Annotated in this window: 23 protein-coding genes; 8 read left to right on the top strand and 15 right to left on the bottom strand. The window is 72.1% G+C overall.

Going from position 1 to position 26,453, the window contains the following annotated elements:
- From ACFVTH_RS13620 to ACFVTH_RS13610, 3 genes are all read right to left on the bottom strand, one after another.
- Positions 1 to 1,597, bottom strand: a 1,597-nt coding sequence (locus ACFVTH_RS13620; protein ID WP_387091752.1) for an LGFP repeat-containing protein, incomplete at its 3' end; no start/stop codon positions are given.
- 136 nt (positions 1,598 to 1,733) lie between these two features.
- Positions 1,734 to 2,564, bottom strand: a complete 831-nt coding sequence (locus ACFVTH_RS13615; protein WP_387091749.1) for a glycosyltransferase — start codon at positions 2,562 to 2,564, stop codon at positions 1,734 to 1,736.
- A complete protein-coding gene (locus ACFVTH_RS13610; RefSeq protein ID WP_387091746.1) occupies positions 2,561 to 3,511 on the bottom strand; it encodes a glycosyltransferase in 951 nt (316 codons plus the stop codon). The genes ACFVTH_RS13615 and ACFVTH_RS13610 overlap by 4 nt, the downstream gene beginning before the upstream one ends.
- 165 nt (positions 3,512 to 3,676) lie before the next feature.
- Here ACFVTH_RS13610 and ACFVTH_RS13605 point away from each other — a divergent pair, with 165 nt between their 5' ends.
- Complete coding sequence (locus ACFVTH_RS13605; protein ID WP_387091743.1) at positions 3,677 to 4,813, top strand: glycosyltransferase family 4 protein; 1,137 nt, start codon at positions 3,677 to 3,679, stop codon at positions 4,811 to 4,813.
- Positions 4,814 to 4,960: 147 nt separating this feature from the next.
- Here the strand turns inward: ACFVTH_RS13605 and ACFVTH_RS13600 are convergent, their stop codons facing one another.
- The 3 genes from ACFVTH_RS13600 to ACFVTH_RS13590 form a co-directional block, all read right to left on the bottom strand.
- Positions 4,961 to 6,334, bottom strand: a complete 1,374-nt coding sequence (locus tag ACFVTH_RS13600) for an LCP family protein (protein ID WP_387091740.1) — start codon at positions 6,332 to 6,334, stop codon at positions 4,961 to 4,963.
- Positions 6,331 to 6,798, bottom strand: a complete 468-nt coding sequence (purE, locus tag ACFVTH_RS13595; protein WP_387091884.1) for a 5-(carboxyamino)imidazole ribonucleotide mutase — start codon at positions 6,796 to 6,798, stop codon at positions 6,331 to 6,333. Before purE ends, ACFVTH_RS13600 begins: the two co-directional genes overlap by 4 nt.
- A 121-nt stretch (positions 6,799 to 6,919) precedes the next feature.
- Complete coding sequence (locus ACFVTH_RS13590) at positions 6,920 to 8,038, bottom strand: 5-(carboxyamino)imidazole ribonucleotide synthase (RefSeq protein ID WP_387091881.1); 1,119 nt, start codon at positions 8,036 to 8,038, stop codon at positions 6,920 to 6,922.
- A gap of 91 nt (positions 8,039 to 8,129) precedes the next feature.
- Between ACFVTH_RS13590 and ACFVTH_RS13585 the strand changes: the two genes are divergently transcribed.
- The gene (locus ACFVTH_RS13585; protein ID WP_387091737.1) at positions 8,130 to 8,762 is read left to right on the top strand and encodes a GtrA family protein; all 633 of its coding nucleotides are present in this window, start codon (positions 8,130 to 8,132) and stop codon (positions 8,760 to 8,762) included.
- Positions 8,763 to 8,965: 203 nt separating this feature from the next.
- On the opposite strand, the gene ACFVTH_RS13580 is transcribed toward ACFVTH_RS13585, so the two are convergent.
- The 3 genes from ACFVTH_RS13580 to ACFVTH_RS13570 all read right to left on the bottom strand — a co-directional run bounded on the left by ACFVTH_RS13580 (position 8,966) and on the right by ACFVTH_RS13570 (position 11,381).
- Positions 8,966 to 9,745: a DarT ssDNA thymidine ADP-ribosyltransferase family protein gene (locus tag ACFVTH_RS13580; RefSeq protein WP_387091734.1), complete on the bottom strand. Its 780-nt coding sequence runs from the start codon at positions 9,743 to 9,745 to the stop codon at positions 8,966 to 8,968.
- 195 nt (positions 9,746 to 9,940) lie between these two features.
- Positions 9,941 to 10,498, bottom strand: coding sequence for a PH domain-containing protein (locus tag ACFVTH_RS13575; RefSeq protein ID WP_387091731.1), 558 nt, complete (start codon positions 10,496 to 10,498; stop codon positions 9,941 to 9,943).
- A 7-nt stretch (positions 10,499 to 10,505) separates the two neighbouring features.
- Positions 10,506 to 11,381, bottom strand: a complete 876-nt coding sequence (locus tag ACFVTH_RS13570; protein WP_387091728.1) for a biotin--[acetyl-CoA-carboxylase] ligase — start codon at positions 11,379 to 11,381, stop codon at positions 10,506 to 10,508.
- A 111-nt stretch (positions 11,382 to 11,492) separates the two neighbouring features.
- Here ACFVTH_RS13570 and ACFVTH_RS13565 point away from each other — a divergent pair, with 111 nt between their 5' ends.
- Both ACFVTH_RS13565 and ACFVTH_RS13560 read left to right on the top strand, forming a co-directional pair.
- Entirely contained in the window at positions 11,493 to 13,091 is a 1,599-nt protein-coding gene (locus ACFVTH_RS13565) for an acyl-CoA carboxylase subunit beta (RefSeq protein ID WP_386937495.1), read from the top strand.
- 10 nt (positions 13,092 to 13,101) lie between these two features.
- A complete protein-coding gene (locus ACFVTH_RS13560; protein ID WP_387091725.1) occupies positions 13,102 to 13,368 on the top strand; it encodes an acyl-CoA carboxylase epsilon subunit in 267 nt (88 codons plus the stop codon).
- Positions 13,369 to 13,707: 339 nt separating this feature from the next.
- On the opposite strand, the gene ACFVTH_RS13555 is transcribed toward ACFVTH_RS13560, so the two are convergent.
- The 4 genes from ACFVTH_RS13555 to ACFVTH_RS13540 are packed head-to-tail and all read right to left on the bottom strand — an operon-like array spanning position 13,708 to position 18,068.
- Positions 13,708 to 14,733, bottom strand: coding sequence for a hypothetical protein (locus ACFVTH_RS13555; protein ID WP_387091722.1), 1,026 nt, complete (start codon positions 14,731 to 14,733; stop codon positions 13,708 to 13,710).
- Positions 14,730 to 16,016 (bottom strand): sensor histidine kinase, encoded by a 1,287-nt coding sequence (locus tag ACFVTH_RS13550; RefSeq protein ID WP_387091719.1) that lies wholly within the window; start codon positions 16,014 to 16,016, stop codon positions 14,730 to 14,732. Before ACFVTH_RS13550 ends, ACFVTH_RS13555 begins: the two co-directional genes overlap by 4 nt.
- The gene (locus ACFVTH_RS13545) at positions 16,003 to 16,662 is read right to left on the bottom strand and encodes a response regulator (protein WP_386939294.1); all 660 of its coding nucleotides are present in this window, start codon (positions 16,660 to 16,662) and stop codon (positions 16,003 to 16,005) included. The genes ACFVTH_RS13550 and ACFVTH_RS13545 overlap by 14 nt, the downstream gene beginning before the upstream one ends.
- 47 nt (positions 16,663 to 16,709) lie before the next feature.
- Complete coding sequence (locus ACFVTH_RS13540) at positions 16,710 to 18,068, bottom strand: class I SAM-dependent RNA methyltransferase (RefSeq protein WP_387091716.1); 1,359 nt, start codon at positions 18,066 to 18,068, stop codon at positions 16,710 to 16,712.
- Between the two features lie 46 nt (positions 18,069 to 18,114).
- Between ACFVTH_RS13540 and ACFVTH_RS13535 the strand changes: the two genes are divergently transcribed.
- Together ACFVTH_RS13535 and ACFVTH_RS13530 are read left to right on the top strand one after the other, a co-directional pair.
- The gene (locus tag ACFVTH_RS13535) at positions 18,115 to 18,765 is read left to right on the top strand and encodes a Maf family protein (RefSeq protein WP_387091713.1); all 651 of its coding nucleotides are present in this window, start codon (positions 18,115 to 18,117) and stop codon (positions 18,763 to 18,765) included.
- Between the two features lie 92 nt (positions 18,766 to 18,857).
- Positions 18,858 to 20,630 (top strand): acetyl/propionyl/methylcrotonyl-CoA carboxylase subunit alpha, encoded by a 1,773-nt coding sequence (locus tag ACFVTH_RS13530; RefSeq protein WP_387091711.1) that lies wholly within the window; start codon positions 18,858 to 18,860, stop codon positions 20,628 to 20,630.
- Between the two features lie 171 nt (positions 20,631 to 20,801).
- On the opposite strand, the gene ACFVTH_RS13525 is transcribed toward ACFVTH_RS13530, so the two are convergent.
- Both ACFVTH_RS13525 and ACFVTH_RS13520 read right to left on the bottom strand, forming a co-directional pair.
- Positions 20,802 to 22,310 carry an APC family permease gene (locus tag ACFVTH_RS13525; RefSeq protein WP_387091708.1) on the bottom strand — a complete coding sequence of 503 codons (1,509 nt, stop codon included), beginning with the start codon at positions 22,308 to 22,310 and terminating at the stop codon, positions 20,802 to 20,804.
- Positions 22,311 to 22,355: 45 nt separating this feature from the next.
- Positions 22,356 to 23,786, bottom strand: coding sequence for an NAD(P)H-quinone dehydrogenase (locus ACFVTH_RS13520; RefSeq protein ID WP_387091705.1), 1,431 nt, complete (start codon positions 23,784 to 23,786; stop codon positions 22,356 to 22,358).
- 84 nt (positions 23,787 to 23,870) lie between these two features.
- Between ACFVTH_RS13520 and ACFVTH_RS13515 the strand changes: the two genes are divergently transcribed.
- Complete coding sequence (locus ACFVTH_RS13515) at positions 23,871 to 24,698, top strand: purine-nucleoside phosphorylase (protein WP_387091702.1); 828 nt, start codon at positions 23,871 to 23,873, stop codon at positions 24,696 to 24,698.
- Between the two features lie 26 nt (positions 24,699 to 24,724).
- A complete protein-coding gene (locus tag ACFVTH_RS13510) occupies positions 24,725 to 26,446 on the top strand; it encodes a phospho-sugar mutase (RefSeq protein ID WP_387091699.1) in 1,722 nt (573 codons plus the stop codon).
- The last annotated feature ends 7 nt before the right edge of the window (positions 26,447 to 26,453 follow it).

Genomic DNA, 26,453 nt, shown 5'->3' with positions numbered 1-26,453 from the left:
GAGCACCGTCGTACAACAGGTAGCCACGCTCGAACCGCTGAGACGACCACCCCGAGCCCTCATCGACCACACCAGCGATCGGATACCCCAGCACACCGCTTCCGCCTCGCAACGCGGACCAATTGGTGCGGAAGACACCAGCCACCGCAATGCCACCCACCATCGTCACGGTGCCTGTCGACGCCTGCGTCAGGCGAGCCCCGACGAAGGTCTGCGTCCAACCTGAATCGGCCGAACCGGTGGGCGACGCCGTCGGTGCACCGATCGCACCACCGAGCCCCCCACGAGCCTTCCAGAAGTCCCAAACCGCCGACGGCAGCCAGTACATGACCTTCCGAGCACCGTCGTACAACAGGTAGCCACGCTCGAACCGCTGAGACGACCACCCCGAGCCCTCATCGACCACACCAGCGATCGGATACCCCAGCACACCTTGAGACTGCTTCAACGCCTTCCAGTTGGCGAGGTACGGTTCGCTGACTCGATATCCGCCTCGAACGGCGATTCCGCTCTCGGGCTTCCAACTCACGAAGCCGAACTCAAAGAACTGGGTGTGTTCAATCGCATCCGCCCCGGCGACGTCCGAGACCGGGTACCCCAGTCGACCCGCCGGGCCCCCGTTCGAGTAGTAGTAGGTGGCGATCCAAGCAGCCGTGCGGAACGCGCCGAGATCTGCACGGTAGACAAGCTGCCCGCGCTCGAATCTCTGAAGGATTCCCCCACCGCTGACAGACTGAGCCGCGGCGATCGGCGGTCCGAGGCGCCCGTCGGCGCCGCCGTGCTGCAGCCACGCCGACATCAGCGCTGGGTGCACCTGAACCGCCGTCGACCCGAACCAATCGGTGAACATCCGCCAGAAGTTTCGGTTCCCGTAGCTCGAACACGCGTCGCCGGTGCCGTAGAGGTTCCGCAGGGCCGCCGCGTTCGGACGATAGGGCGTGTAGAGGTACAAGCCGGCGGTCGCCTGATTCTGGATGTACACCTGCGAAGTGCCGCAACCGGCGTTCGGATGCCACTGGATGGTGTTGTAGCGTCCCGCTTGGTAAGCACGGATCGTCGGGCGCGCGCGGTACTTCTTGAACTGCCATGCCGCGTGGTAAACCTGATTGAAGAAGCCGTAGTAGTTGACGTCGCAATCCGCCGTGTCGGGGCACCCGTAGCCTGTCGCCGAGCGATACTGCCGCGAAGTCGGCCACGTATCGGATACCAGGCCCTGTTCCTTCTCGAGCAGGACGAGCATGCTCTGCGGGTTGATTCCGCATGCACGCGACACCTTGTAGATGATCAATGCGGCGCTCTCGTTCGCCTGTCCTGCGTATGCAGCGCATCCCTCGCTCCGCGCCGGCTGTGAGGTCGTGGTCTGTCGGAAGTTCTTGAGGCAGACGTACCCGGTCCGGCATGTCGGCACCTTGGCATTGAGGAACGACTGTATCTGCGCCACGGTCATCGTTGCACTGTTGTAGAAAACCGCATCGCTGATGATCATGCCCGGGTTGAAGTCCGCGCCGTCTGCGGCGACGGCTGGTTTCTCGTTCACAATGCCGTCAGCCGTCGCGAGTCCGATGGTGAGAACAAACGCCATGAGTACCGCGAGCATCCGCGGCTTCCGCCCCTTAAGCAACATCAGAACCGCCTGCCCCCCCGAACTCCGGCTTCGCCCATGTTATCGACCCGAGAGCGGGAATCGGTGATGCGGCGTGCTCGCGCGCGTCGGCCGAGCCGATCGTCTGGGGTCAGTCCGGGTGCGTGCCCGCGATCAGCCGCCGGTACGCGAGCTTGCGCACCCGCTCGGGCACGAAGCGGTACACCCCGCGCACCGTCACGTTGCGCACGTACTCCCAGCGGCTGGTGAAGCGGATCCTCCGCAGCGCGCGCTGCAGCTGCAGCTCGCTGCGCCACTGCGCCTTCCCGCCGCGGCGGGCGTAGGCGCCGGCGCCGACGCGGTACATCACGAGCGGCTCCGCGAGGTTCTCGACGGATGCCCCGGCGTCGATCATCCTCGCGAACAGCCAGTAGTCCTCCATCAGCCCGAGCGGCTGGTACCCGCCCGCGCGTTCGACGGCACTGCGGCGATACATGACCGTGGGGTGGCTGAACGGGTCGTGGAAGCGCGCGTAGCGGGCGATCTCCTCGTGCCCGGTGCGCGGCGTGCGCCGGCCGACGATGGCGCCGCCGTCGTCGAGGAACTCGAACATGCCGGTGCCGAGCAGGTCGACGCCGCCCTCGACGACGGGGAGCTGGCGCGCGAACCGCTCGGGCAGCGAGATGTCGTCGGCGTCGATGCGGGCGACGATCTCGTGCTCGCAGAGAGTGAGGCCGAGGTCGAGGGCACGGGCGAGCCCGACGTTCTCGCCGATCACGTGACGCGTGACGGGCACGGGGCTCGACTCGACGACGCGGTCGATCGCGGCGGCGAGCTCGTCGCCGACCGGGCCGTCCTGCACGAGCACGACCTGCGACGGCTTCACCGTCTGGTCGCCGACGCTCGAGGCGAAGGCCTTGGCGAAGTGCGCGGCGTGGTCGCCGCGGTAGACCGGCATGAGCAGCGAGAAGTCCGCGCTCATGCAGGCTCCACCTGCTGCACGGCCTCGCTCGCGCGGCCGAGGCCGGCCAGCGCCATCGCGTTCGGCCGCGGCCGGGTGCGGGTGCCGTCGTGGTAGCCGCGGCGCCAGCCGTCGCGGAGCACCGCGCGATCCGCCGAACGCGCGAAGGTGCGGATCCAGCGGCGCACGCTCGACGCCCCGTACACCGCCTTCTCGAACCGGCCGAGGCTCTGCGAGCGCCGGAACATCCACAGCTTGTTGCGGACCTCGTAGTAGAAGCGAGGACCGGGATCGGCGTCGGTCGCGCCGAGCATCTTCGTCTTGTGCACGACGACGGAGGCCGGCACGTGGAGGCCGCGCCGCCCGCGCAGCGCCCGCGTCGAGTACTCGAAGTCGTCGTTCCAGATGAAGTAGTCGGCGATCGGCAGGCCGATCTCCCGCACCACGTCGGCGCGCACGAGCATCGAGACGAACGAGGTGCTGCGAATCGGGATGCCGCCGCGGCGTGCCGCGGCGACGCGCTCCGCCTTCCCCACGAAGGGCTTCTCCCTCGGGGTGTTCATCGGGTGCTCGGTGCCGTCGTGCCAGACGACGCGCGACCCCGCGACGACGTGCTCGGTGCCGTCGACGGCGCCGAGCAGCTCGGCGAGCGCCCCCTCGGTCGGCACGGTGTCGTCGTCCATGAGCCAGAGCCAGTCGGGCTCGTGGTCGGACAGGGCGACCGCCATGCCCGCGGCGAAGCCGCCCGCTCCGCCGGTGTTGCGCGGCAGCGTGACGAGGTCGATCAACTCGCCTGCGGCACGCGCGACGTCGGCCGAGGCATCCGTCGAGGCGTTGTCGACGACGACGACCTTCGCGAGCGCGGCGCGCTGGGCGCCGAGCGCGTCGAGCACCTCGGCGAGCAGCTCGGCCCGGTTGTAGGCGACGACGACGGCGACGACGCGCGGTGGCACAGGTGACGGACTCATCGACTCTCGCTGATCTGGGGACGGCGGCCCGGACTCTCGGACGCCTCCCCACTATCTTGCCCTGTCCGCGGCTGCGAGCTTTCCACAGGCGGCCCCTCACGCCCGATTCTCGGCGAGCGGGCGATAGATTGGATGATTCGACCGTACGACACTCGAAGGAGGGGCATGCCCACGACGCTTCGGATGATCGTCGACCAGGTGATCGCACCGGTGCCCGGCGCGCTCGGCCGCTACACCCAGGCGCTCACGACCTCGCTCATCGACACCGCCCCGCGCGGGTGCGACGTCGAGGGCGTCGTGTCCTCCTCGCTGCCGAGCGACTACGAGCTGGTGCTCGAGCGCTTCCCCGGCCTGTCGGGGCTCTACAAGTCGAGCCTCGCCCGACGCGAGCTCGTCGCGGCGTGGCAGTTCGGCCTCACGACCTCGCCGGGCGGCGGCATGATCCACGCGCCGAGCCTCTTCGCGCCGCTCCGCAGGCACGCCGCCGCAGGCAACGACCAGACGGTCGTCACCGTGCACGATCTCCTCGCGTGGACCCACCCCGAGTCGCTCACGCCGACCACGGTGGCGTGGAACAAGGCGATGATGAAGCGCGCCCGCAAGCACGCCGACGCGATCGTCGTGCCGACCCACGCGCTCGCGGAGCGCCTCGCCCTCGTCGCCGACTTCGGCGACCGGGTGCGCGTCATCGGCACCGCGCCGAGGCTCGGCCTGAAGCTCCCGCGCGACGCCGCCGATCGAGCGGCCCGATTCGCCCTTCCGGGCGACTACCTCGTCACCGCGGGGTCGCTCGATCCCCGCAACGGCGTCGTCGACCTGCTCGAGGCGCTCGGTCGCGCCGACTCCCCCGACGTGCCGCTCATCGTGCTCGGCCCCGAGAACTGGGGCGAGCAGCATCTCGCGACGGTCGCCGAGGAGGCCGGGATCGCGCGCGGCCGGGTCCGCGCGCTCGAGCTCGACGACCCGGCCGACCTCGCGACCGTCCTCTCGGGCGCCACCGCGTACGTCGCTCCGAGCCACGACGAGGGATCGGGCACCTCGCTCATCGAGGCCTTCGCCCTCGGCGTCCCCGTGATCCACTCCGACACCCCCGCGTACGTCGAGGTCGCGGCCGAGGCCGGCCGCGCCGTCGTCGTCGGGGGCGGTGCGGGGTACGCCGAGCGCCTGGCGGCCGCCGTCACGGCGGTCGTCGACGATGCCGAGCTCGCCGACCGGCTCTCGATCGCCGGCACCGACCGCGCGCAGGCCTTCACCTGGCGCGACTCGGCCGAGCGGGTCTGGCAGCTGCACGCCGACCTCTGAAGCCGCCGCGCCTGCGCGCGTCCAGCCTGCGCGCGTCCAGCCTGCGCGCGTCGAACGCTGAGCCCGCTGCGCCGTGCCGGCCGAGCTGCGAGCCACGCGGGCGCAGGCCCGTCGGCCGGCGCGCCACCGCGTCCTGGGGCGTCCGGGCTACTCGGCCGGCTCCTCCGTCGCCGGGGGCGCGATCGCGTCCGCGACGAGCTGCCGGATGTACTCGTAGTCGGGATCGGTCGGGTCGATGCCGTTGTCGGGCGTGAGCTCGACGTGCTGCATCGGCAGTTCCTTCGTCTTCATGGCGAGGTTCACGAAGTAGCCGAGGCTCGACTGCGGCATGTCCGTCTTCACGGTGTCGGCGCCGGCCGCCGCGACCTCCTGGAACTTCGCGAGCACGTTCGCGGGCGTGAACTGCCGCAGGATGGCCTCCTGCAGGACGCGCTGGCGGGCCATCCGCTCGTAGTCGCCGCCGGCGACGCCGTACCGCGCACGGCCGTACCAGAGCGCGTGATAGCCGTCGAGGTGCTGCTGGCCGGGCTCGATCCAGCCGTCCACGCCCTCGTTGTCCTCGTCGCCGCCGATCGGGATGCGCGTCTCGACGTTGATGTCGACCCCGCCGAGCGCGTTGATGAGGGCCTCGAAGCCCTGCATGTCGATGAGGGCGTAGTACTGGATGTCGAGGCCGGTGATGCCCTCGGCGGCGTCGCGCATGCCCTCGATGCCGGGCTCCGAGCCCTGGGCGACCGCGTTCGGGTACATCTCGGGGCTCTTCAGCTCGACCTCCGTGTACACGGAGTTCAGCTGGCACACGTCGACCTCGCAGCCGTCGATGGCGCCGTAGCCCTCGGGGTAGACCTCGGCGAGGGGCGAACCCTCCGAGAACGGGAAGTACTCGAGGTCGCGCGGCAGGCCGATCGTGACGGCCGAACCGGTCTCCGCGTCGATCGAGACGATCGACATGCTGTCGGGCCGCATGCCCTCGCGGTCGGGGCCGGAGTCGCCGCCGAGCAGCAGGATGTTGTAGCGCCCGTTCTCGTCGGGCGGCAGGCTCGGTCCGGCGACGAACATGGAGGAGATCACCCCGCCGGTCGTGGTCGCGAGGTACGCGCCGTAGGCGGCGGTGCCCGAGACGAGCACCATGACGACGGTCGTGAGGCCCGCGATCCAGCCGCGCGCCGAGGGCGCGGTCTTCACGATGCGCACGAGCCGCAGCGTGTCGAGCGTGAGCACCACCCACAGCACCGCGTAGAAGGCGAGCACGAGCGCGACGAGCCACAGGGTCCACGGCGTCGAGGCGATCGTGAACAGCGCGGTGCGCCAGAAGAACCAGGCGAGCAGGGTGAGCAGGGCGAGCGCCCAGAGCACGAGCGTGGCGCCGAGGCCGAAGCGCCCGAGGCGCCGGTTGCCCGCGAGCACCTGCGGGGCCCCGGGGATGAGGAAGTTGAGCGCGACGAGCCACCAGCCGCGGCGGGTCATCACCGTGCGCGAGGCGACATCCGGGTACCGGATGGGGCTTGCTGCGAGGCTCATCGCGACTGCTTCAACCGCTCGTTCTTCTCCTCGACGAGGGCGGCGAGGTCGCGTGCGTAGCGGTCCAGCGCGGCGGCGATCGCGGGGTCGGATGCCCCGAGCACGCGTGCGGCGTAGAGTCCGGCGTTCTTCGCGCCGCCGATCGCCATCGTCGCGACGGGGATGCCGCCGGGCATCTGCACGATCGACAGGAGCGAGTCGAGGCCGTCGAGCTTGGCGAGCGGCACGGGCACGCCGATGACGGGCAGCGTCGTGACGGAGGCGAGCATGCCGGGCAGGTGCGCTGCACCGCCGGCGCCGGCGATGATCACCTTGAGTCCGCGGGCCGCAGCCTCCTTGCCGTAGGCGATCATCTTCTCGGGCGTGCGATGCGCCGAGACGACCTCGACCTCGTGGGCGATGCCGAACTCGTCGAGCACGGCGGAGGCCTCGCTCATGACGTTCCAGTCGGAGTCGGAACCCATCACGACGCCGACGAGGGGGCTGGTGTTCGTCTCAGTCACTTGATCGAGTGTACGGCCGCGCGCTGGGAGATGACCGCAACGACACCGACGGCCCACCGCCGGCCGGCGAGCGACGGCGGCGTCAGTCCTGGAAGAACGCCGCCGCGGCGCGGGCCTCGTAGACGACCGCGTCGAGGTCGTCGCCGGTCGCCGTGACGTGCCCGATCTTGCGCCCCGGGCGGGGCGCCTTGCCGTAGTTGTGCACCTTGACCGTGGGGTGGCCGGCGAGCGCCTCGGCGTAGCGGTCGGTCAGCGCACCCTCGGCGGGGCCGCCGAGCACGTTGACCATGACCGACCAGTCGCCGCGCGTGCCGGTGCCGCCGAGCGGCAGGTCGAGCACGGCCCGGAGGTGCTGCTCGAACTGCCCGGTCGTCGAGCCGTCCATCGACCAGTGCCCGCTGTTGTGCGGGCGCATCGCGAGCTCGTTGACGAGAAGGCGGTCGTCGGTGGTCTCGAACAGCTCGACCGCGAGCGCACCGGTGACGCCGAGCCCCTCGGCGATCGTGACGGCGATGTCGGCGGCGACGTCGGCGACGCGGCCGGCGGAACGGGGCGCGGGCGCGATGACCTCGCTGCAGACGCCGCCGACCTGCACGGTCTCGACGACGGGCCAGGCGGCGATCTCGCCGCTCGGCCGGCGCGCGACCATCTGGGCGAGCTCGCGGCGGAACTCGACGAGCTCCTCGACGAGGAGCGCGCCCTGACGGCCGTCCTCGACGATCGTCGCGAACCACTCGGCGACCTCGGCGGCGCTCCGCACCACGCGGACGCCCTTGCCGTCGTACCCCCCGCGCGGGGTCTTCACGACCGCGGCGCCGCCGTGCTCCGCGATGAACTCGTCGAGTTCTGCCGCGGTCTCGACGCGCGCCCAGTCGGGCACGGGCAGGCCGAGCTCGGAGAGCCGCTCGCGCATGACGAGCTTGTCCTGGGCGACGGCGAGCGCGTCGGGCCCGGGGTGCACCGCGATGCCGGCGTCGACCATCGCACGCAGCACGTCTTGCGGGACGTGCTCGTGGTCGAAGGTCACGACGTCGACGGTCTTCGCGAACTCGAGCACGGTCGCCGTGTCGGTGTAGTCGCCCACGCGATCCGCGGCGATCTCGGCCGCCATCCCCTCCTGCTCGGCGAGCACCCGGAGGTCGACCCCGAGCTCGATCGCCGCGGGAACCATCATCCGGGCCAGCTGTCCGCCGCCGATCACTCCGACCCGCACCCCGTGCACTCCATTCGCCGTCGTCGTGCGCCCCGACGGCGCCCAGTCCAGTCTAGGCGTCGGGGAATAGGATGTGTCGGTGTCCACCAGCATCGCCGAGGTCGCCACCCGCCTGTGGCACGGGCTGCTCGCCTATGCGGTGAAGTTCGGCGTCGTGGGCCTCATCGGCCTCGTCATCGACGTGACGCTCTTCAACGCCCTCAGGCTCGGGCTCGCGGGCGACGACACCTGGGCCCAGTCCGCGATCGGCGCGAAGACGATCTCCACGAGCGTCGCGATCGTCTTCAACTGGCTCGGCAACCGGTACTGGACCTTCCGCACGCACCGGCGCCGCAACTACCTGCGCGAGTTCGCCGAGTACGTGATCGTCTCGCTCGGGGGCATGGCGATCTCACTGCTCTGCCTGTGGGTCAGCCACCACCTGCTCGGCTACACGACCCTGCTCGCCGACAACATCGCCACGAACGTCGTGGGCCTCGGGCTGGGCACGGCGTTCCGGTTCCTGCTGTACCGGTACTGGGTGTTCGGGCACCACCGCGCCGACGGCCTGTCGACCCTCGCCCGCGTGGAGGAGGCCCAGCGCACCCTCTTCGAGGAGCCGGATGCCCCGGCGCAGCCGGGCCCGGTCGAGGCCGGCGCCGAGGCATCCGCAGACGCGGCGGACGCGCTCGCCCGCTCGAGCGGACCCGCCTCGCCCCGAGCGGGCGAGTAGCGGGTCTCCTCGTCGATCTCGATCCCGGACCGCACCGCCTGGAACCACCGACGCAGACCCGGCTGCGGGTCAGCCCTCGTCGATCTCGATCCCGGACCGCACCGCCTGGAACCACCGACGCAGACCCGGCTGCGGGTCAGCCCTCGTCGATCTCGATCCCGGACCGCACCGCCTGGAACCACCGACGCAGACCCGGCTGCGGGTCAGCCCTCGTCGATCTCGATCTCGGCCGGCTGGAACCACGGCGGGTAGACCGCGACCTTGGCCCGCACGCCGACCGCGGCGAGCGCGGCGCGCACCCGGTCGCGCACCTTGTCGTTGCCGACGGCGATGAGCGCGATGCGCTCGAGGGGGACCTCGCCGCGGGCGAGGAACTCGGCCGTGCGCAGGCGCGTCGTCTCGTCGGCGTGCACGAGCCGGCGCAGGAGCCGCTCGACGTCGGCCCATTCCACCGCGAGCTCCGCGCCCGGCAGGGCGGCGTCGGTGTCGCTCACGATGACGGAGCCCGGCTCGGTGAGGGCGCCGCGCGCCGCGGCCACCGAGCCGACGAGGATCACGTGGTCGGCCGCGGGGCGGAGTACGGCCTCGTCGCGGAGGCGCGGGTCGGGGCTCGCGGTGCGGACGGCGTCCCAGACGAGCGCGTCGGGCGTGAGCAGGAAGGGCACGTAGTCGGCGAGCGTCGCGTCGATGCCGGGCACGGTCTGCTGCCGGCGGAACTCGCGCACCGCGGGCGCCGCGACGTCGACGACGGGGTTCGCGCCGCCCGCGTCGGAGACGATCGCCCCTGCGCCGAGGATGCGGCCGAGGTTGTCGAGGTGGGTGACGTGGTAGATGCGGATGCTGCCGACCTCGACGGGAGGGGCGGTCAGCGGGCGCCCGGAGAGCGTCGGCGCTGCGCGGCCGGCACCCGAAGAGGCGGTGCGGGCGGACGCGGTCGCCGTGCGGGCGCTGCCGCGGGTGGAGCCGCGGACCGGTGCGGTCACCGAGGGCTTCTGCTCGGGCTCCTTCGGGGGGAAGCACGTGGCGCAGAGCCCGTCATCGAAACCGTGGATGCATTCGTCGCCCAAAGGGTCCCTCTCGTCGCGCGGCTCGCACTCGGGGGCGTGCGAGAACCGACGGACAACTTTACGCGCTCCGGCGGCGTTCCGCGGCCGGGCCGGGCACGACGTCCGCTTCGGTCAGCGCCCGCCCCACGCGACCGTGTCGCCGTCGGGCATCGTCGCTGCGACCGGGCCCCGCATCGCGGGGCCTCGTCCGGCCTCCATGAGTTCGTGGAGCGCCGCCTGCACGAGGTGGGGCTTGGGCAGGTCGCGGAGGACGACCGGGCGTTCCTGCCCCACGTCGATGCGCACGTCGCCGGAGCCGAAGAGGCTCTGGCCCGGGGTCTTCCGGATGCTCACCTCGCGCACCCGCGCGTGCGCGACCTCGTTGCGCACGCGCACGAACACGCCGCTGCGCATGATGATGCGCCGCGTGGTGATCGTCGTGCGCCCGGTGAGCCACGACAGGTAGGGCAGGAGGCAGCCGAGGAGGATGACGAGGACCGCGCCCCCGAGGAGCGCGAGCAGTTGCCACGACTCGCTCACGAGACCCACGGCGTAGCCGGTGCCCCCGGCGACCGCGACGAGCAGGACGACGGGGAGGATCAGGATGCGTGCGTGCCGTCGCAGCCGCGCGACCACGCGCTCGGCCGGCGGGGCGGTGGGCGCGGCGGCAGACCCGTCGGCTCTCGTCATACGCCCATTAATACCTCAGGTGCGTCACGTCCCCCGCGGCGACAGACCAGGGTTCGCCGTTCTCCCGATCGATCACGACCAGGCGGCCGTCGGCGTCGAGCCGCTCGGCGCGCCCGAGGAGTTCGCGGTCGCCCGGCAGCTCGACCCTGACCTCGCTGCCGAGGGTGCCGCAGAGCGCGGCGACACGGCGGTCGACTCCGGATGCCACGGGGTCGGCGCCTGCGGCGCAGAAGTCGCCGAAGAGGGTCAGGAACCGGGTGAGGTAGTCCGCGAGCACCGCGTCGCCGTCGGGGCGCACCCCGGTCGCGAGCAGCAGCGACGTCGACGTCAGCGTCGGCAGGTCGTGCTCGTCGAGGGTGAGGTTGAGTCCGGCGCCCACGACGACCGCGCCGGGGGCGTCGTCGGACGGCGCCTGCAGCAGCTCCGAGAGGATGCCGCAGATCTTGTACCCCGAGACGAGCACGTCGTTCGGCCACTTCAGCTCGACGTCGACGACGCCGCTGCGATCGTCGTCGTCGTGCTCGGGGTCGGCCGCGGCGCGGACGGCGGCGGCCGCGTCGACCGCGCCGCGCACGGCCTCGGTCATCGCCGCACCCGCGATCAGCGGGATCCACCCGTAGCCCGACACCGGGAACGCCCGCCCGCCCGGAAGCTCGGGCCGGAGCAGCATCGAGATCGCGAGGGTCTTGCCGGTGGGTGCGAGCCAGGTGCGGCCGAGCCGGCCCCGGCCCTTGGTCTGGTTGTCCGTCACGATCACCGCGCCGTGCGGCCAGCCCGAGGCATCCGCGCCGGTGGCCGCCTCGCGCAGCTCGTCGTTCGTCGACCCCGCCTCGGCGAGGAACTCGAAGCGCGGCACCGCCGCGCGCGATCGCTCCCATTCCATGCCGACCACACTAGCCACGCCCGGCTTTGTACGATGTCGTCCAACTCATGGCCGGATTTGTAGGAGACCGTCAACGAAGTCGGCCGGAGGCTCGCCGGTAGAGTGAACGGCGTGACCGAAGCGACTGACGGCCCCGACCTCTCCACCACCGCCGGCAAGCTGGCCGACCTCAAGCTGCGCTACCACGAAGCGGTGACCGCATCGGGCGAGGCGGCGATCGAGAAGCAGCATGCCAAGGGCAAGATGACCGCGCGCGAGCGCATCGCCGAACTGCTCGACCCGGGCTCGTTCGTCGAGCTCGACGAGTTCGTGCGCCACCGCACGCACGCCTTCGGCATGGATGCGAAGCGTCCGTACGGCGACGCCGTCGTCACGGGCACCGGCACGATCCACGGACGGCAGGTCGCCGTGTACTCGCAGGACTTCACGATCTTCGGCGGCTCGCTCGGCGAGGTCGCCGGCGAGAAGATCATCAAGGTCATGGAGCTCGCGCTGAAGACGGGCGTGCCGATCATCGGCATCCTCGACTCGGGCGGCGCCCGCATCCAGGAGGGCGTCGTCGCGCTCGGCAAGTACGGCGAGATCTTCCGCCGCAACACGCAGGCCTCGGGTGTCATCCCCCAGATCTCGATCATCTGCGGCCCCGCGGCGGGTGGCGCGGTCTACTCCCCCGCCCTCACCGACTTCGTGATCATGGTCGACAAGACGAGCCAGATGTTCGTGACCGGTCCCGACGTCATCAAGACGGTCACCGGCGAGGACGTCGGCATGGAGGAGCTCGGCGGCGCCCTCACGCACAACACCGTCTCGGGCGTCGCGCACTACCTCGCGAGCGACGAGTCGGATGCGCTCGACTACGCGCGCACCCTCGTCTCGTTCCTCCCCGACAACAACATGACGGATGCCCCCGTCTACGACGCCGACGTCGAGCTCGAGATCACCGACGACGACAAGCGCCTGAACACGGTCATCCCCGACTCCCCGAACCAGCCGTACGACATGCACACGGTCATCGAGGGCATCGTCGACCACGGCGACTTCCTCGAGGTGCAGCCGCTCTACGCGCCGAACATCGTCGTCGGCTTCGCCCGCGTCGAGGGCCGCACGGTCGGCATCATCGCGAACCAGCCCTCGCAGATGGCGGGCACGCTGAACATCGCCGCCGGCGAGAAGGCGTCGCGGTTCGTGCGCTTCTGCGACGCGTTCTCCATCCCGATCCTCACGCTCGTCGACGTGCCCGGCTACCTGCCCGGCACCGACCAGGAGTGGACCGGCGTCATCCGTCGCGGTGCGAAGCTCCTCTACGCCTACGCCGAGGCCACGGTGCCGCTCGTCACCGTCATCACCCGCAAGGCGTACGGCGGCGCCTACATCGTCATGGGCTCGAAGCAGCTCGGCGCCGACATCAACCTCGCGTGGCCGACGGCCGAGATCGCGGTCATGGGCGGCCAGGGCGCCGTCAACATCCTCTACCGCGGCGAGATCAAGCGCGCCGAGGAGGCCGGCGAGGACGTCGCGGCCGTGCGCACGAAGCTCGCGAACGAGTACACGTACAACGTCGCCTCGCCGTTCCTCGCCGCCGAGCGCGGCGAGCTCGACGGCGTCATCGAGCCCGCCGCCACACGCGTGGCCGTGGTGAAGGCGCTGCGGGCGCTCCGCACCAAGCGGGCGAGCCTGCCCGCGAAGAAGCACGGGAACATCCCGCTGTAGGGCGGCGACCATGTCTGCACACGACGATTCCCGAGCCGCCGTCGCGGCCTCCGAGGCCGCGGGCGACCCGCGCGCGGCCGAACTGCGCATCCTCTCGCGTTCCGTGAGCGACGAGGAGACGGCCGCGGTCACCGCGGTGCTCCTCGCCGCCGCCGACGCCGAGGTGCCCGAGGCCGACGAGGTCGTGCCCGGCCGCAACGCCTGGGTGCGGAGCGGCGGCGCGATCCGCACGCCCGTCGAGGTCGGTCCCGGCCGCTGGGTCGGCTCGCTCCGCTGAGCCCCGCCCCGACCTGTCCCCCGTTTCGCTGAGAACGAACAGCTTCGGGGTACCCCGTCGCGCCCGCGTGCGGTGGGGAGGGGACCGGAGGGGGACACGGATGTCCCCCGAAATGCTGACTATGCGGACCGTGCTCAAACGAGCAGTATTGGTCTTGCAGGCTCCACAGGAGTCGCCACTGTCATCGGTCGGGTAACCGGTGGCTGTTGGGGGCGAGTCACGGCGATATTCGGGTTGTCGTCATGACTCGGGCTTGAAGGGGGACCGATCGGGGATCGGTCCCCCTTCCTCATGCCGGGGCGCGTTCCCCAGACCGAGTCGTGCATGCCGATCGGCGCCTCAGGCTCCGCGTTCGCGCGGGATCTCCAGCCACAGCTCGACCTCGAGGTCCTCGGTGTCGCCGGATGCGACGCCGTCGTCGTCGCTCGCCCCGGCGACGAGCCCGACCACCGTCACGGCGGTCGGCGAGCCCTCCGCCGCGGTGCGCGCGATCAACCGGTCGGCGGTCGAGGCCGCGATGGCCTCGGCGAGCTGCGACAGCACCCGGTCGCGGGCGGCCTCGTCGAGGTCGTCGATGCCGCCCTCGTCGAGCAGCGTGACGATCACGCCGCGCTGGCGGGCCCGCTGCACCTCCGCGCGCACGACGTCGGTGAGGAGCATCCGGCCCCTGATCTCGTCGCGGATCGTCGCCTCGAGCAGCCGGCACTCGGCGCGCTGCCGCTCGTCGAGCCGGCCGTCGCGGTCGGCGATGCGGCGCAGCATCGGCGCGGCGACGCGATTCGTGTGCGCGAGCCGCATCCGGCCCTCGAAGAGGTGCGCGTCCTGCGCCGCCTGCCATGCCGCGGCCTCGCGCTCGGCCTGGGCGTAGCGTCGCGTCTCGCGACCGGCGTTCGTGAGGGCGCTCGTGAGCATGTGCGCGATCGCGACCCAGACGAGGCTGCCGATGACGCCGAGCGACCCGAGCGCGAGCGGTCCGGCCCAGAGCACCGTCTGCACGGCGAGCGCGATCACGCCGACCCACGCGGTGATCAGCCGGCGGCGCGCCGCGGCGATCGTCATGAGCGTTCCGACGGCGGCGACGTACCAGGTCGCATAGCCGTTGTCGGCCGCGGGGTCGAGCTGGCTCGTCACGAGGAGGGGCAGGACGAGGCTCACGGCCAGGTCGAATGCGGCGAGCCAGTCGGGCATCCGCACCCGGCGGGCGGGCCAGAGGCTCGCGACCGTCGCCGCGGTGTACAGCACGAGGGCGACGACGGTGGGCCACGGCGACGCCGGAACGTCGAGCGAGTAGACGCCGAGGACGACGTGGTACGCCGAGAACAGGGCGCCGAGCACGAGCAGCAGCCACCGTGGGATCGTGATCATGCGTCGCCTCCTGCCGCGGGCGCGGCGCCGCTCGCGCCGCCGGGCGCGACCGCGTCGCCGCCGAGCGCGCCTGCCGGCCACGCCAGGGTCACGGTCGTGCCGTGTCCCGGCCGCGAGGCGATCTCGGAGTTGCCGCCGACGTTGGCGATCCGCTCCTCGATCGACACGCGGAGGCCCAGCCGCTCGCTGGGGACCCGGTCGGGCTCGAAGCCGATCCCGTTGTCCGCGACCTCGATGACGCAGCCGCCGGCGCGCACTCCCCTGATGCGGATCTCGCGGCGTGCACGACGCCCCGGCTCCTCGGCGTGCTGCACGCTGTTGACCATCGCCTGCACCGACGCGGTGTAGAGCGCGTCGACGACCTCGACCGGCAGCTCGACCCCGCCGGCGTTCACGACCCGCACCGCGAAGTTCGTGTTGAACGTCGTCAGCGCGGCGCGGAGCCGGCGCACCAGCACCGAGAGGCCGACCCGCTCGAAGGCGCGCGGGCCGCTCGCCCCGGCCTCGTCGAGCCGGTGCAGCGCGTCCCTCGCCATCCGGGCGGCGAGCTGCTGCTCGCCCTCGCTCGTGGCAGAGGCCGCCGAGAGCAGGGTCGTCAGCACGCTGTCGTGCACAAGGGCGTCGACCTTGACGCGTTCGGTCTCGGTGGCGTGCTGCCGGGCGACGAGGTCGTAGCGTTCGAGCGCGGCCTCCTGCGCGGCGTCGACCGCCGACGCGGCCTCGCGCAGCATCGTGATGATCGCGAGCACGACGACGCCGAGCACGACGGCGTAGAGCGCATCGAGCACCGCGAGCAGCGGCGGCGCCTCGCCGCCGGCGGGAGTGAAGCGGATGACGCCGTACATGGCGGGGACGATGAAGGTGTAGGCGGCGGCCCAGACGGGCGGCAGCGCCACGGCGGCGCAGGTCGTCGCGACCGTGCACAGGTAGTAGAGCCAGGGCACCGCGCCGTCGAGCGCGGCCGGGTCGCTGACCAGCAGCGGCCAGGCGGCGAGCGCGGCGACGTAGAACCCGGCGAAGACGAGGCAGGCGGCCCGCACCGCCACCTTCGCGACCGTGGCGACCGCGAGCGCGGCGATGCCGCCGAACAGCCCCGCCATGAGCGCTGCGCCCGCACCGACTCCGAGGGCGTCGGCCTGGTCGAGCGCGAGCGGCAGCGACTGCGCGCCGAACACGAGGCCGACGACCCCGAGGGCGCGCGCGATGATCGTCTCGATCTGCGCGCGCGTGACCGCGGGCTTGCGCTGCGGGAGGCGGGGCACCCGCCATTCAGCGGCGGCCATCTCCGCTCTCGGCGTCGAGGCCCGGGAGGATGCCGTCTTCGACGGCGCGTCGCAGCAGGTCGACCTTCGTCGGCGCAGGGCGGCCGATCTCGACGTACTTCGCCCGGATGCGGTCGAGGTACTCGCGCGCCGTGGAGTGGGCGATGCCGAGCTGCATGGCGACGGCCTTCAGCGGCAGCCCCGAGGCGTAGAGGTGGAGGACGTCGCGCTCGCGCCGCCCGAGCTGCGCCTTCGCGAACTCGCGGTCGGCCTCGATCGCGCTCGCCCATTCGACGTTCGTGAGCACCCCGCCCCCGGCGACGGTCGCGATCGCACCGATCACCGCCGACATGGGCGAGGCCTTGGGGATGACCCCCGCCGCACCGGCCGCGAGCGACTCGCGCACCGCGGCGACGCGGTCGGCGATGCTGTGCACGAGGACGGCGCTGCCGGTCGCGAGCACCGCCCGCACGTTCTCGGTCACCGTGGTGCCGTCGCCGAGCGAGAGGTCGAGCACGACGACGTCGCAGTGCCGCGCTTCGATGACGGGCAGCAGCTCGGCCACGTCGGCCGTGTCGGCCATCACCTCGTAGCCCGCCGCCTCGCACGCGGCGCGCAGGCCGATGCGCACCGCCTCGTGGTCGTCGACGATCGCGACCGTCGCCACGTGCTTCGTCTGCGCGTCCTCCGCCACAGGCCCCCCTTCCCGTCGATTCACACGATAGCGGTCAGACGCGCGACCGCCTCGACGTGATGGGTGTTGGGGAAGAGGTCGAAGGCGCGGATCGCGTCGAGCCGATAACCGTGCTCCGCGAAGATCCCGACGTCGCGGGCGAGCGCGACGGGGTCGCATGCGACGTACACCAGCTGTCGCGGGGCGAGGGCCGCGAGCCGTTCGACCACCTGCCGGCCCGCGCCCGAGCGCGGAGGGTCGAGCACGACGGTCGCGGCGCGGAGGCGGTCGCGCTCGGACGGGCTCGCCGCGGCGGCGAGCTCGTCGAGGTAGCGATCGACCCTGGCCGTGACGGCCCGTGCGCCGACCCAGTCGGCGAGGTTCGTGCCGGCGTGCTCGGTCGCCCGCGCGTCGGACTCGACGGACGTGATGCGCACCGTGTCGCCGAAGCGATCGCCGATCGCGGCGGCGAGCAGGCCCACGCCGCCGTAGAGGTCGTGGTTCGCGGCCCGCGGGTCGAAGAGCCCGTCGTCGACGAGATCCTGCACGGCGGCGGTCAGGGTCGCGGCCGCGCCGCGGTGCACCTGCCAGAAGCCGCCGCGGTCGAGCCGGAAGACCCGGTCGCCGACCTGCTCCTCGATGCGCTGCCGGCCGCCGCGCGTCGCCTCGCCGGTGTCGACGACGACCCAGGGGTTCCCGAGCGACGGGGCCACGAGGTCGACCGACCGCGCTCCGGCGAAGCGCTCGTCGAGCGGCGCGAGCGCGGCGAGCTCGGGCACGGCGAGCGGCACGGATGCCACGGGCACGACCCGGTGGCTGCGCGCCGCGTACGGACCGACGCGCCCCTCGGCGTCGACCTGCAGGCGCAGCCGCGTGCGCCACCCCGTGCCGAGCTCGACGTCGGCCCCCGGCGCGAGCGCGGGGTCGACGGCCTCGACCTCGACGGCCCGCTCGACGCCGCCGAAGCGGGCGAGCGCGTCGACGAGCACCTCGGACTTGAGTGCGCGCTGGCGCGACATGGCGATGTGGCCGAACTCGGCGCCGCCGGCACGATGCTCGGGGGCACGGTCGACCCGTGCCTCGGCCCAGGGGTGCTCGCGGCGGTCGGGCGAGGCGTCGAGCACCTCGAGCGTCTCGGCGCGCCAGAACTTCGCCTTGCCGGTGTCGGTGACGCGGGCGCGCACGCGCTCGCCCGGGATGGCGTCCGCGACGAAGACGACCCGCCCCTCGTGGCGCGCGACGGCGACGCCGCCGTGGGCGATCCGTTCGACCTCGAGCTCGAGCACTGGGCCGTCGAGCCGCGGCTCGGCGGGAGCCGGACGCGCCGGGCGGGGTGCGGCGCCCTGCGCGCGCGAGGAACGGCGCGCGCTGCTGCGGCGTCGACGATCGGGATTCACCATGCCTCGAGCATTCCACAGCCCCGCCGGGTGCGGGCAGGATGGGGGGATGCGCCTCTACCTCGCCTCGACCTCCCCGGCACGGCTCCAGACCCTGCGAGCGGCCGGCATCGAACCGATCGCCGTCCCTCCCGGCGTCGACGAGGCGGCCGCCGTCGCGGCGCACGAGGCCGTGTCGGGCCCGCTCGGGGCCCGTGAGATGGTCCAGCTCCTCGCCAGGGCGAAGGCCGAGGCGCTCGTCGGCGCGCACCCGGGCGGGGAGCCGATCGACGGGCTCATCCTCGGCGGCGACTCGGCGTTCCTCACGGGCGGCGCGATCCACGGCAAGCCGCACACCCCCGACGTCGCGAAGACGCGGTGGCTCGCGCAGAACGGCGGCCACGGAGACCTCTGGTCGGGGCACTGGCTGATCGACCACCGCGGCGGCGAGGTCCGCGCCGCGGTCGGCCGCGCCGACATGGCGACGGTGCGCTTCGCCGCGCTCGACGAGGCCGAGATCGACGCCTACATCGCGACCGGCGAACCGCTGCTCGTCGCCGGCGCGTTCACCGTCGACAGCCTCGGCGGGCCGTTCATCCGCCGCGTCGAGGGCGACCCGTCGACGGTCGTCGGGCTGTCGCTCTCGACGCTGCGCGACCTCGTCCGCGAGCTCGGCGTCGAGTGGACCTCGCTCTGGAACCGCGGCGCCGCCGCGGGGTGACCCGGCGATTGTCGTCTGCCGCAAGAGACATCCATTCATTTTGTGGAGATCACCCAAAGTCAGGACGGCCTCGCGCAATAGGCTTGGGAACTATGCCGCGTATCACCAAGGTCCTCATCGCCAACCGTGGAGAGATCGCCGTCCGCGTGATCCGCGCCGCCCGCGACGCCGGCATCGGCTCGGTGGCCGTCTACGCCGACCAGGACCGCGATGCCCGCCACACGAGGCTCGCCGACGAGGCGTACGCCCTCGACGGCACCACGAGCGCCGAGACCTACCTCGTCATCGACAAGATCCTCTCGGTGGCCCGCCGCTCGGGTGCCGACGCCGTGCACCCCGGCTACGGCTTCCTCGCCGAGAACCCCGACTTCGCCCGCGCCGTCATCGACGCCGGCCTCGTCTGGATCGGCCCCTCGCCCGAGGCGATCGAGCGGCTCGGCGACAAGGTCTCCGCGCGCCACGTGGCCGAGAAGGTCGGCGCACCGCTCGCGCCCGGCACCCTCAACCCCGTCGCGGATGCCTCGGAGGTGCTCGACTTCGTCGACGTCCACGGCCTGCCCGTGGCGATCAAGGCCGCCTTCGGCGGCGGCGGCCGCGGCCTCAAGGTCGCCCGCACCCGCGAGGAGGTGCCCGAGCTCTTCGACTCGGCCACCCGCGAGGCGGTCGCCGCCTTCGGCCGCGGCGAGTGCTTCGTCGAGAAGTACCTCGACAAGCCCCGCCACGTCGAGACCCAGTGCCTCGCCGACCAGCACGGCAACGTCGTCGTCGTCTCGACCCGCGACTGCTCGCTGCAGCGCCGGCACCAGAAGCTCGTCGAGGAGGCACCGGCGCCGTTCCTCAGCGAGGCGCAGCGCGCGGCCCTGTACGAGTCGTCGAAGGCGATCCTCAAGGAGGTCGGCTACGTCGGCGCCGGCACCTGCGAGTTCCTCATCGGCCAGGACGGCACCGTCTCGTTCCTCGAGGTCAACACGCGCCTCCAGGTCGAGCACCCCGTCTCGGAGGAGGTCACCGGCCTCGACCTCGTCCGCGAGCAGTTCCGTCTCGCCGAGGGCGGCGTGCTCGACTACCCCGACCCCGAGACCGTCGGCCACTCGATCGAGTTCCGCATCAACGGCGAGGACCCGGGCCGCGGGTTCCTGCCCGCGCCGGGCCCGATCCACCAGCTCCGCTTCCCCGGCGGTCCCGGCATCCGCGTCGACTCCGGCGTGACGAGCGGCGACGAGATCTCGGGCGCCTTCGACTCGCTGCTCGCGAAGCTCATCGTCACCGGCAAGGACCGCGAGGAGGCGCTCTCGCGCGCCCGCCGCGCCCTCGACGAGTTCGAGGTCGCCGGCCTCCCGACCGTGCTGCCCTTCCACCGCGACATCGTCGACAACCCCGCGTTCGCCCCAGAGGGCGACGAGCCGTTCTCGATCTACACCCGCTGGATCGAGACCGAGTACGACAACCGGCTCGAGCCGTGGTCGGGCGAGCTCGAGGAGACGAGCGGACCCGCGGCCCGCACGAACGTCGTCGTCGAGGTCGCCGGCCGGCGCATCGAGGTCAGCCTGCCGAAGCGGCTCGCGGGCGGCGCCTCCACCGCCTCGCGCACCGCGGGCGCCGCACCGCGCCGCCGCACCGGGTCGCACTCGGTCGACACCGGCACCGGCGACGCCGTGAAGGCCCCGATGCAGGCGACCGTCGTGAAGGTCGCGGTCGCCGAGGGCGACAAGGTCGTCAAGGGCGACCTCGTGCTCGTGCTCGAGGCCATGAAGATGGAGCAGCCCATCGTCGCCCACAAGGACGGCGTGATCGGCGCGGTGAACGCCGAGGCCGGCGCGACCGTCTCGAGCGGGCACCTGCTGCTGTCGATCGCCGACGCCTGATCCCTCCTCCTCTTCCTCCTCCTCCATCAGGCCCTGCTCGGGCCCTGCTCGGGGCCGACCGTTCGTTTCTCAGGCGTTCCGGAGCGATCTCGGCTGCAACGCCGAGCCCTCGTCCTGAGAAGCGGTCGGACCGAGCCCATTCCTCCTGAGAGGCTCGAGGAGCGGGGCGAGTCAGGGGCCGGTGCTCCCCTGCGCCGTGGGCACCTCGACCTCGCTCACGCTGCCGGCCATGCGCGAGTGGCGGCGGCCGTAGAGCAGGTAGATGAGGATGCCGATCGCGAGCCACACGAGGAACCGCACCCAGGTGAGCGTCGTCAGGTTGAACATCAGCCAGAGGCAGAGCGCGGCCGAGACGATCGGCAGCACCGGCGAGAACGGCACCTTGAACCCGCGCGGCAGGTCGGGACGGGTGCGCCGCAGCACCACGATGCCGATCGACACGAGCACGAACGCCGAGAGCGTGCCGATGTTGATCATCTCCTCCAGGAGCCCCACATCGGTGAACGCCGCGACGAACGCGACGAGGGTGCCCGCGATGATCTGGACGCGCGCCGGGGTCTTCGTGTGCTCGGTCGTCTTCGACAGCCACCGCGGCAGCAGGCCGTCCCGGCTCAGCGCGAACACGATCCGCGAGAGCCCGAGCAGGATGATCATGATCACCGTCGTGAGGCCGGCCAGCGCGCCGAGGGAGATCACGGCCGACGCCCAGTCCTGCCCGACGAGCCTGAAGGCGGTCGCGAGCGACGGTGTCTCCTCCTCGGCGAGCTCCTGGTACGACACCATGCCGGTCATCACGATCGAGACGAGCACGTAGAGCAGCGTCACGATGCCGAGGCCGATGAAGATGCCGCGCGGCAGGGTGCGCTGCGGCTCCCGCACCTCCTCGGCGCTCGTCGCGACCACGTCGAAGCCGATGAAGGCGAAGAACACGAGGGCCGCCGCCGCGAGCATGCCGAAGACGCCGTACTGGGCGGGCGCCGCACCCGTCGCCCAGGAGAACAGCGACTGCGTCCACGCGTCGGTCGCCCCGCCTTCGGTCGGCACCGCCTCGGGGATGAAGGGCGTGAAGTTCGCCGCCTTCACGAAGAAGAAGCCGACCACGATGACGAACAGCACGATGGCCACCTTGATGATCGTGAAGACCGCGCCGACGCGGGCGGTGAGCTTCGTGCCGGCGACGAGGAGCGCCGTGAACACCGCGACGATGAGGAACGCGGGCCAGCTCACCTCGAGTCCGCCGATCTGGAAGGTCGACGGGAACGGCAGCCCGAAGGCGAGCAGCGCCTCGCCGAGGTAGACGCCCCAGTACTTCGCGAGCACCGCGGCGGCGGTGAAGAGCTCGAGGATGAGGTCCCAGCCGATGATCCACGCGAGGAGCTCGCCCATCGTGGCGTAGGTGAAGGTGTACGCGCTGCCGGCGACCGGCACGGTCGACGCGAACTCGGCGTAGCACATGATCGCGAGCCCGCACGTGACGGCCGCGAGCACGAACGAGATGATCACGCTCGGCCCGGCGAAGTTCGCCGCGGCCTGCGCCCCGACGGAGAAGATGCCGGCGCCCACGGCGACCGCGATGCCCATGAGCGCGAGATCCCACGTGCCGAGCGACCGCTTGAGACTGCGCTCCTCGTCATGGGAGTCGGCGATCGACGCCTCGACGGACTTCACTCGCAGCTTCATCGCTACCCCCTGAACTCGGCGCCGCCCCCGCGGCGCTCGATCACCTCAGCGTACGACGTGCATGGCCCTCGCGGCATCGGTCAGCGAACCGCTGAGCGAGGGGTACACCGGGAACGCCTCGGCGAACTGGTCGACGGTGAGCCGGTGCTCGACCGCGAGCGCCAGCGGGAAGATCAGCTCGGAGGCCTTCGGCGCGACGATGACGCCGCCGATGATCGACCCCGAGCCGCTCGAGGCGAACAGCTTCACGAAGCCCTCGCGGATGCCCATCATCTTCGCGCGCGGGTTCGACGAGAGCGGCAGCTTGTAGACGACGCCCGGCACGACGCCCTCCTCGATCTCCTTCTGCGTCCACCCGACCGTCGCGATCTCGGGCTGCGTGAAGATGTTGGAGGTGATGTTGCGGTTCTCGGGCGGGTTCACGATGTCGCCCATCGCGTGGAACACCGCCGTGCGGCCCTGCATCGAGGCCACCGAGGCGAGGGGCATGAAGGTCGTGCAGTCGCCCGCCGCGTAGATGTTCGGGATCGAGGTGCGCGCCACCCGGTTCACCCGGATGTGCCCCGAGTCGGCCAGCTGCACCCCGGCCTGCTCGAGGCCGATGTCGCGGGTGTTCGGCACCGAGCCGACCGCCATCAGGCAGTGCGAGCCGCGCACCTCGCGCCCGTCGCTGAGGGTCGCCACGACGGAGTCGCCGTCGCGCACGACGGATTCGGCGCGCGACTTGTTGAGCACCTTCATGCCGTTGCGCTTGAACACCTTCTCGATCACGGATGCCGCGTCCGCGTCTTCGCCCGGGAGGACCTGGTCGCGGCTCGAGATCAGGGTGACCTTGGCGCCGAGCGCCCGGTACGCCGAGGCGAACTCGGCGCCGGTGACACCCGAGCCCACGACGATGAGGTGCTCGGGCACCTGCTGGAGCGAGTAGAGCTGGGTCCACGTGAGGATGCGCTCGCCGTCGGGGACGGCGGTCGGCAGAACGCGGGGCGTCGCGCCGACCGAGAGCACGAGCGTGTCGGCCTCGATGCGGTCGAAGTCGGTGCCGCCCTTGGCGGTCGCCACGATGACGGCGTTCGGCCCGTCGAGCCGGCCCTCGCCGTGCACGAGGTGGACGCCCGCGTCGATGAGGTTCGAGCGCATGTCCTCCGACTGCTGCGCCGCGAGGCCGAGGAGGCGCTTGTTCACGGCCGCGAGGTTGATCGCGACGCTCGGCTTCACGGCCTTCTCGGAGTCGCCCTTGGCGTAGAACTGCACGCCGAGGTCGGCGGCCTCCTTCACGGCGTTCGAGGCCTCGGCCGTCGCGATGAGCGACTTCGACGGGACCACGTCGGTGAGCACCGCCGAGCCGCCGACGCCCGCGCGCTCGATCAGGGTGACCTCGGCGCCGAGCTGGGCGGCGGCGAGTGCGGCCTCGTACCCGCCGGGACCTCCTCCGAGGACGGCGATCCGTTGCGTGCGCTCGAACTCGTAGGACATGCTCATATTCTGCCAGTTTCGCGGGCACGGCCAGCACATGAGCAGCTTCGCGCCGAAGCATCCGTCGCGTTCTAGAGTGGTGGGATGCACGATGCGAACCCGCTGGACGACCCCACCGCCGACCCGTTCGAGGTGGCCGCCGCCGCCGCCGCGAAGATCGCCGAGCTCACCGGCGTTCCCCGCCACGACGTCGCACTGACGCTCGGCAGCGGCTGGGGCCGTGCCGCCGAGCTCATCGGCGAGACGACCCACACCCTCGCCGCGACCGAGGTGCCGGGGTTCTCGAAGCCCGCGCTCGAGGGGCACGTCGGCACTCTGCGCTCGGTGCTGCTGCCCTCGGGCAGGCGCGCGCTCGTGATCGGCGCCCGCACCCATTACTACGAGGGCCACGGCGTGCGCCGGGTGGTGCACTCGGTGCGCACCGCCGCCGCCGCGGGCGCGACGACGATGATCCTCACGAACGGCGCGGGCGGCATCAAGGAGCACTGGAAGCCCGGCACCCCCGTGCTGATCAGCGACCACATCAACCTCACCGCAGACTCGCCGCTCGAGGGCGCGACCTTCATCGACCTCACCGACCTCTACTCGCAGCGGCTGCGCGGCCTCGCGCACTCGATCGACCCCGAGCTCGACGAGGGCGTGTACTGCCAGTTCCGCGGCCCGCACTACGAGACCCCGGCCGAGGTGCAGATGGCGAAGGCCATCGGCGGGCACATCGTCGGCATGTCGACCGCGCTCGAGGCGATCGCCGCACGTCAGGCCGGCATGGAGGTGCTCGGCATGTCGCTGATCACGAACCTCGCGGCCGGCATCCAGCAGACCCCGCTGAGCCACGCCGAGGTCATCGAGGCCGGCCAGGCCGCCGAACCCGTGATCAGCGCACTGCTCGCGAAGATCGTCGCCGCGCTCTGAGCGCGGACCCGCAGGAAGGACGACGGATGTCGCACGAACCCGATGCCCGCGACGCCGAGCGCATCGCACTCGCCGAGGCCTGGATCGCGCAGGATCCCGACCCCGAGACCCGCGCCGAACTCGCCGCGATCGTCGAGTCGGTCCGGGCCGGCGACGCTGCGGCCGCAGCCGACCTCGCCGACCGCTTCGATTCGCGCCTCGCCTTCGGCACCGCCGGGCTCCGCGGCGAGATCGCGGCCGGTCCCAACCGCATGAATCGCGCGCTCGTCTCGCAGGCGGCCGCGGGGCTCGCGGCGTACCTCCTCGAGCACGCCGCACCGGGCACGACCCCCTCGGTCGTGATCGGCTACGACGGCCGCAAGAACTCCGCGGTCTTCGCCCGCGACTCGGCCGAGCTCATGGCCGGGGCGGGCGTCCGCGCCATCCTGCTCCCCCGACTGCTGCCGACCCCGGTGCTCGCCTTCGCGGTGCGCCACTTCGGCACCTCGGCCGGCGTCATGGTGACCGCCTCGCACAACCCGCCGAACGACAACGGCTACAAGGTCTACCTCGGCGGCGAGCACCACGGCTCGCAGATCGTCGCACCGGCCGACGCCGAGATCGCGGCGCACATCCTGAACGTCGCGTCGACCACCGCCGTGCCCGCGCTCCCGCGCGGCGACGTCGAGACCGCCGGCGAGGAGGTCGTCGACGAGTACGTGCGCCTGACCGCCGCGAGCGCCGCCCCGGGCACGCCCGCGGCGCAGCCGCGCGTGGTCTACACGGCGATGCACGGCGTCGGCTGGGAGACCGCGGCACGAGTGCTCGAGGCCGCCGGGTTCGACGCCCCCGCGCTCGTCGACGCGCAGATCGCGCCCGACGCGGGGTTCCCGACCGTCTCGTTCCCGAACCCCGAGGAGCCCGGGGCGATGGACCTGTCGTTCGAGCGCGCCCGCGCCGTCGACGCCGAGCTCGTCGTCGCGAACGACCCCGACGCCGACCGGCTCGCGGTCGCGATCCCCGACCCCGACGCGCCCGACGGCGCGGGCTACCGACGGCTGACCGGCAACGAGGTCGGCCTCACGCTCGGCTGGCTCGCCGCCCGCCGCGCCGCCGAGGTCTCGGGCGACGCCGGCCCGTCCGGCTCGCTCGCCTGCTCGATCGTCTCCTCCCCCGGCCTCGAGGCGGTCGCCCGCGCCTACGGGCTCGACTTCGAGGCGACCCTCACCGGCTTCAAGTGGATCTCGCGCGCCCCCGGCCTCGTCTTCGGCTTCGAGGAGGCGCTCGGCTACCTCGTGAACCCCGAGGTCGTCCGCGACAAGGACGGCATCTCGGCCGCCGTGGCGTTCCTCTCGCTCGCGGCAGAGCTGAAGGCCGAGGGCCGCACGGTCGCCGACCACCTCGACGAGTTCGTCGAGCGGTTCGGATGCCACGCCTCCGGCCAGGTCTCGATCCGCGTCACCGACCTCTCGCGCATCGGCGCCGTCATGACGCGCCTGCGCGCCGAACCGCCGGCGTCGGTCGGCGGCATCCGCGTCGAGCGCATCGAGGACCTCGCCGACGGATTCGGCGCGCTCCCCCCGTCCGACGTGCTGCGCATCGTGCTCGAGGGCGGCTCCCGGGTCATGGTGCGCCCGAGCGGCACCGAGCCGAAGCTCAAGGTCTACCTCGACGCCGTCTCGGAGCAGGGCTCGGTCGCCGAGCGCCGTGCGGCGGCGACCGCCACGATCGCCGCGCTCGAGGCGGCCATGCGCGAACTGGTCGCCTGAGCGTTCG

The sequence above is a fragment of the Agromyces sp. NPDC058104 genome (assembly GCF_042884835.1).
In the GTDB taxonomy this organism is placed as follows: domain Bacteria; phylum Actinomycetota; class Actinomycetes; order Actinomycetales; family Microbacteriaceae; genus Agromyces.
The sequence above is the reverse complement of the archived record's forward strand: the minus strand, read 5'-3'. Positions and strand labels throughout refer to the sequence as shown.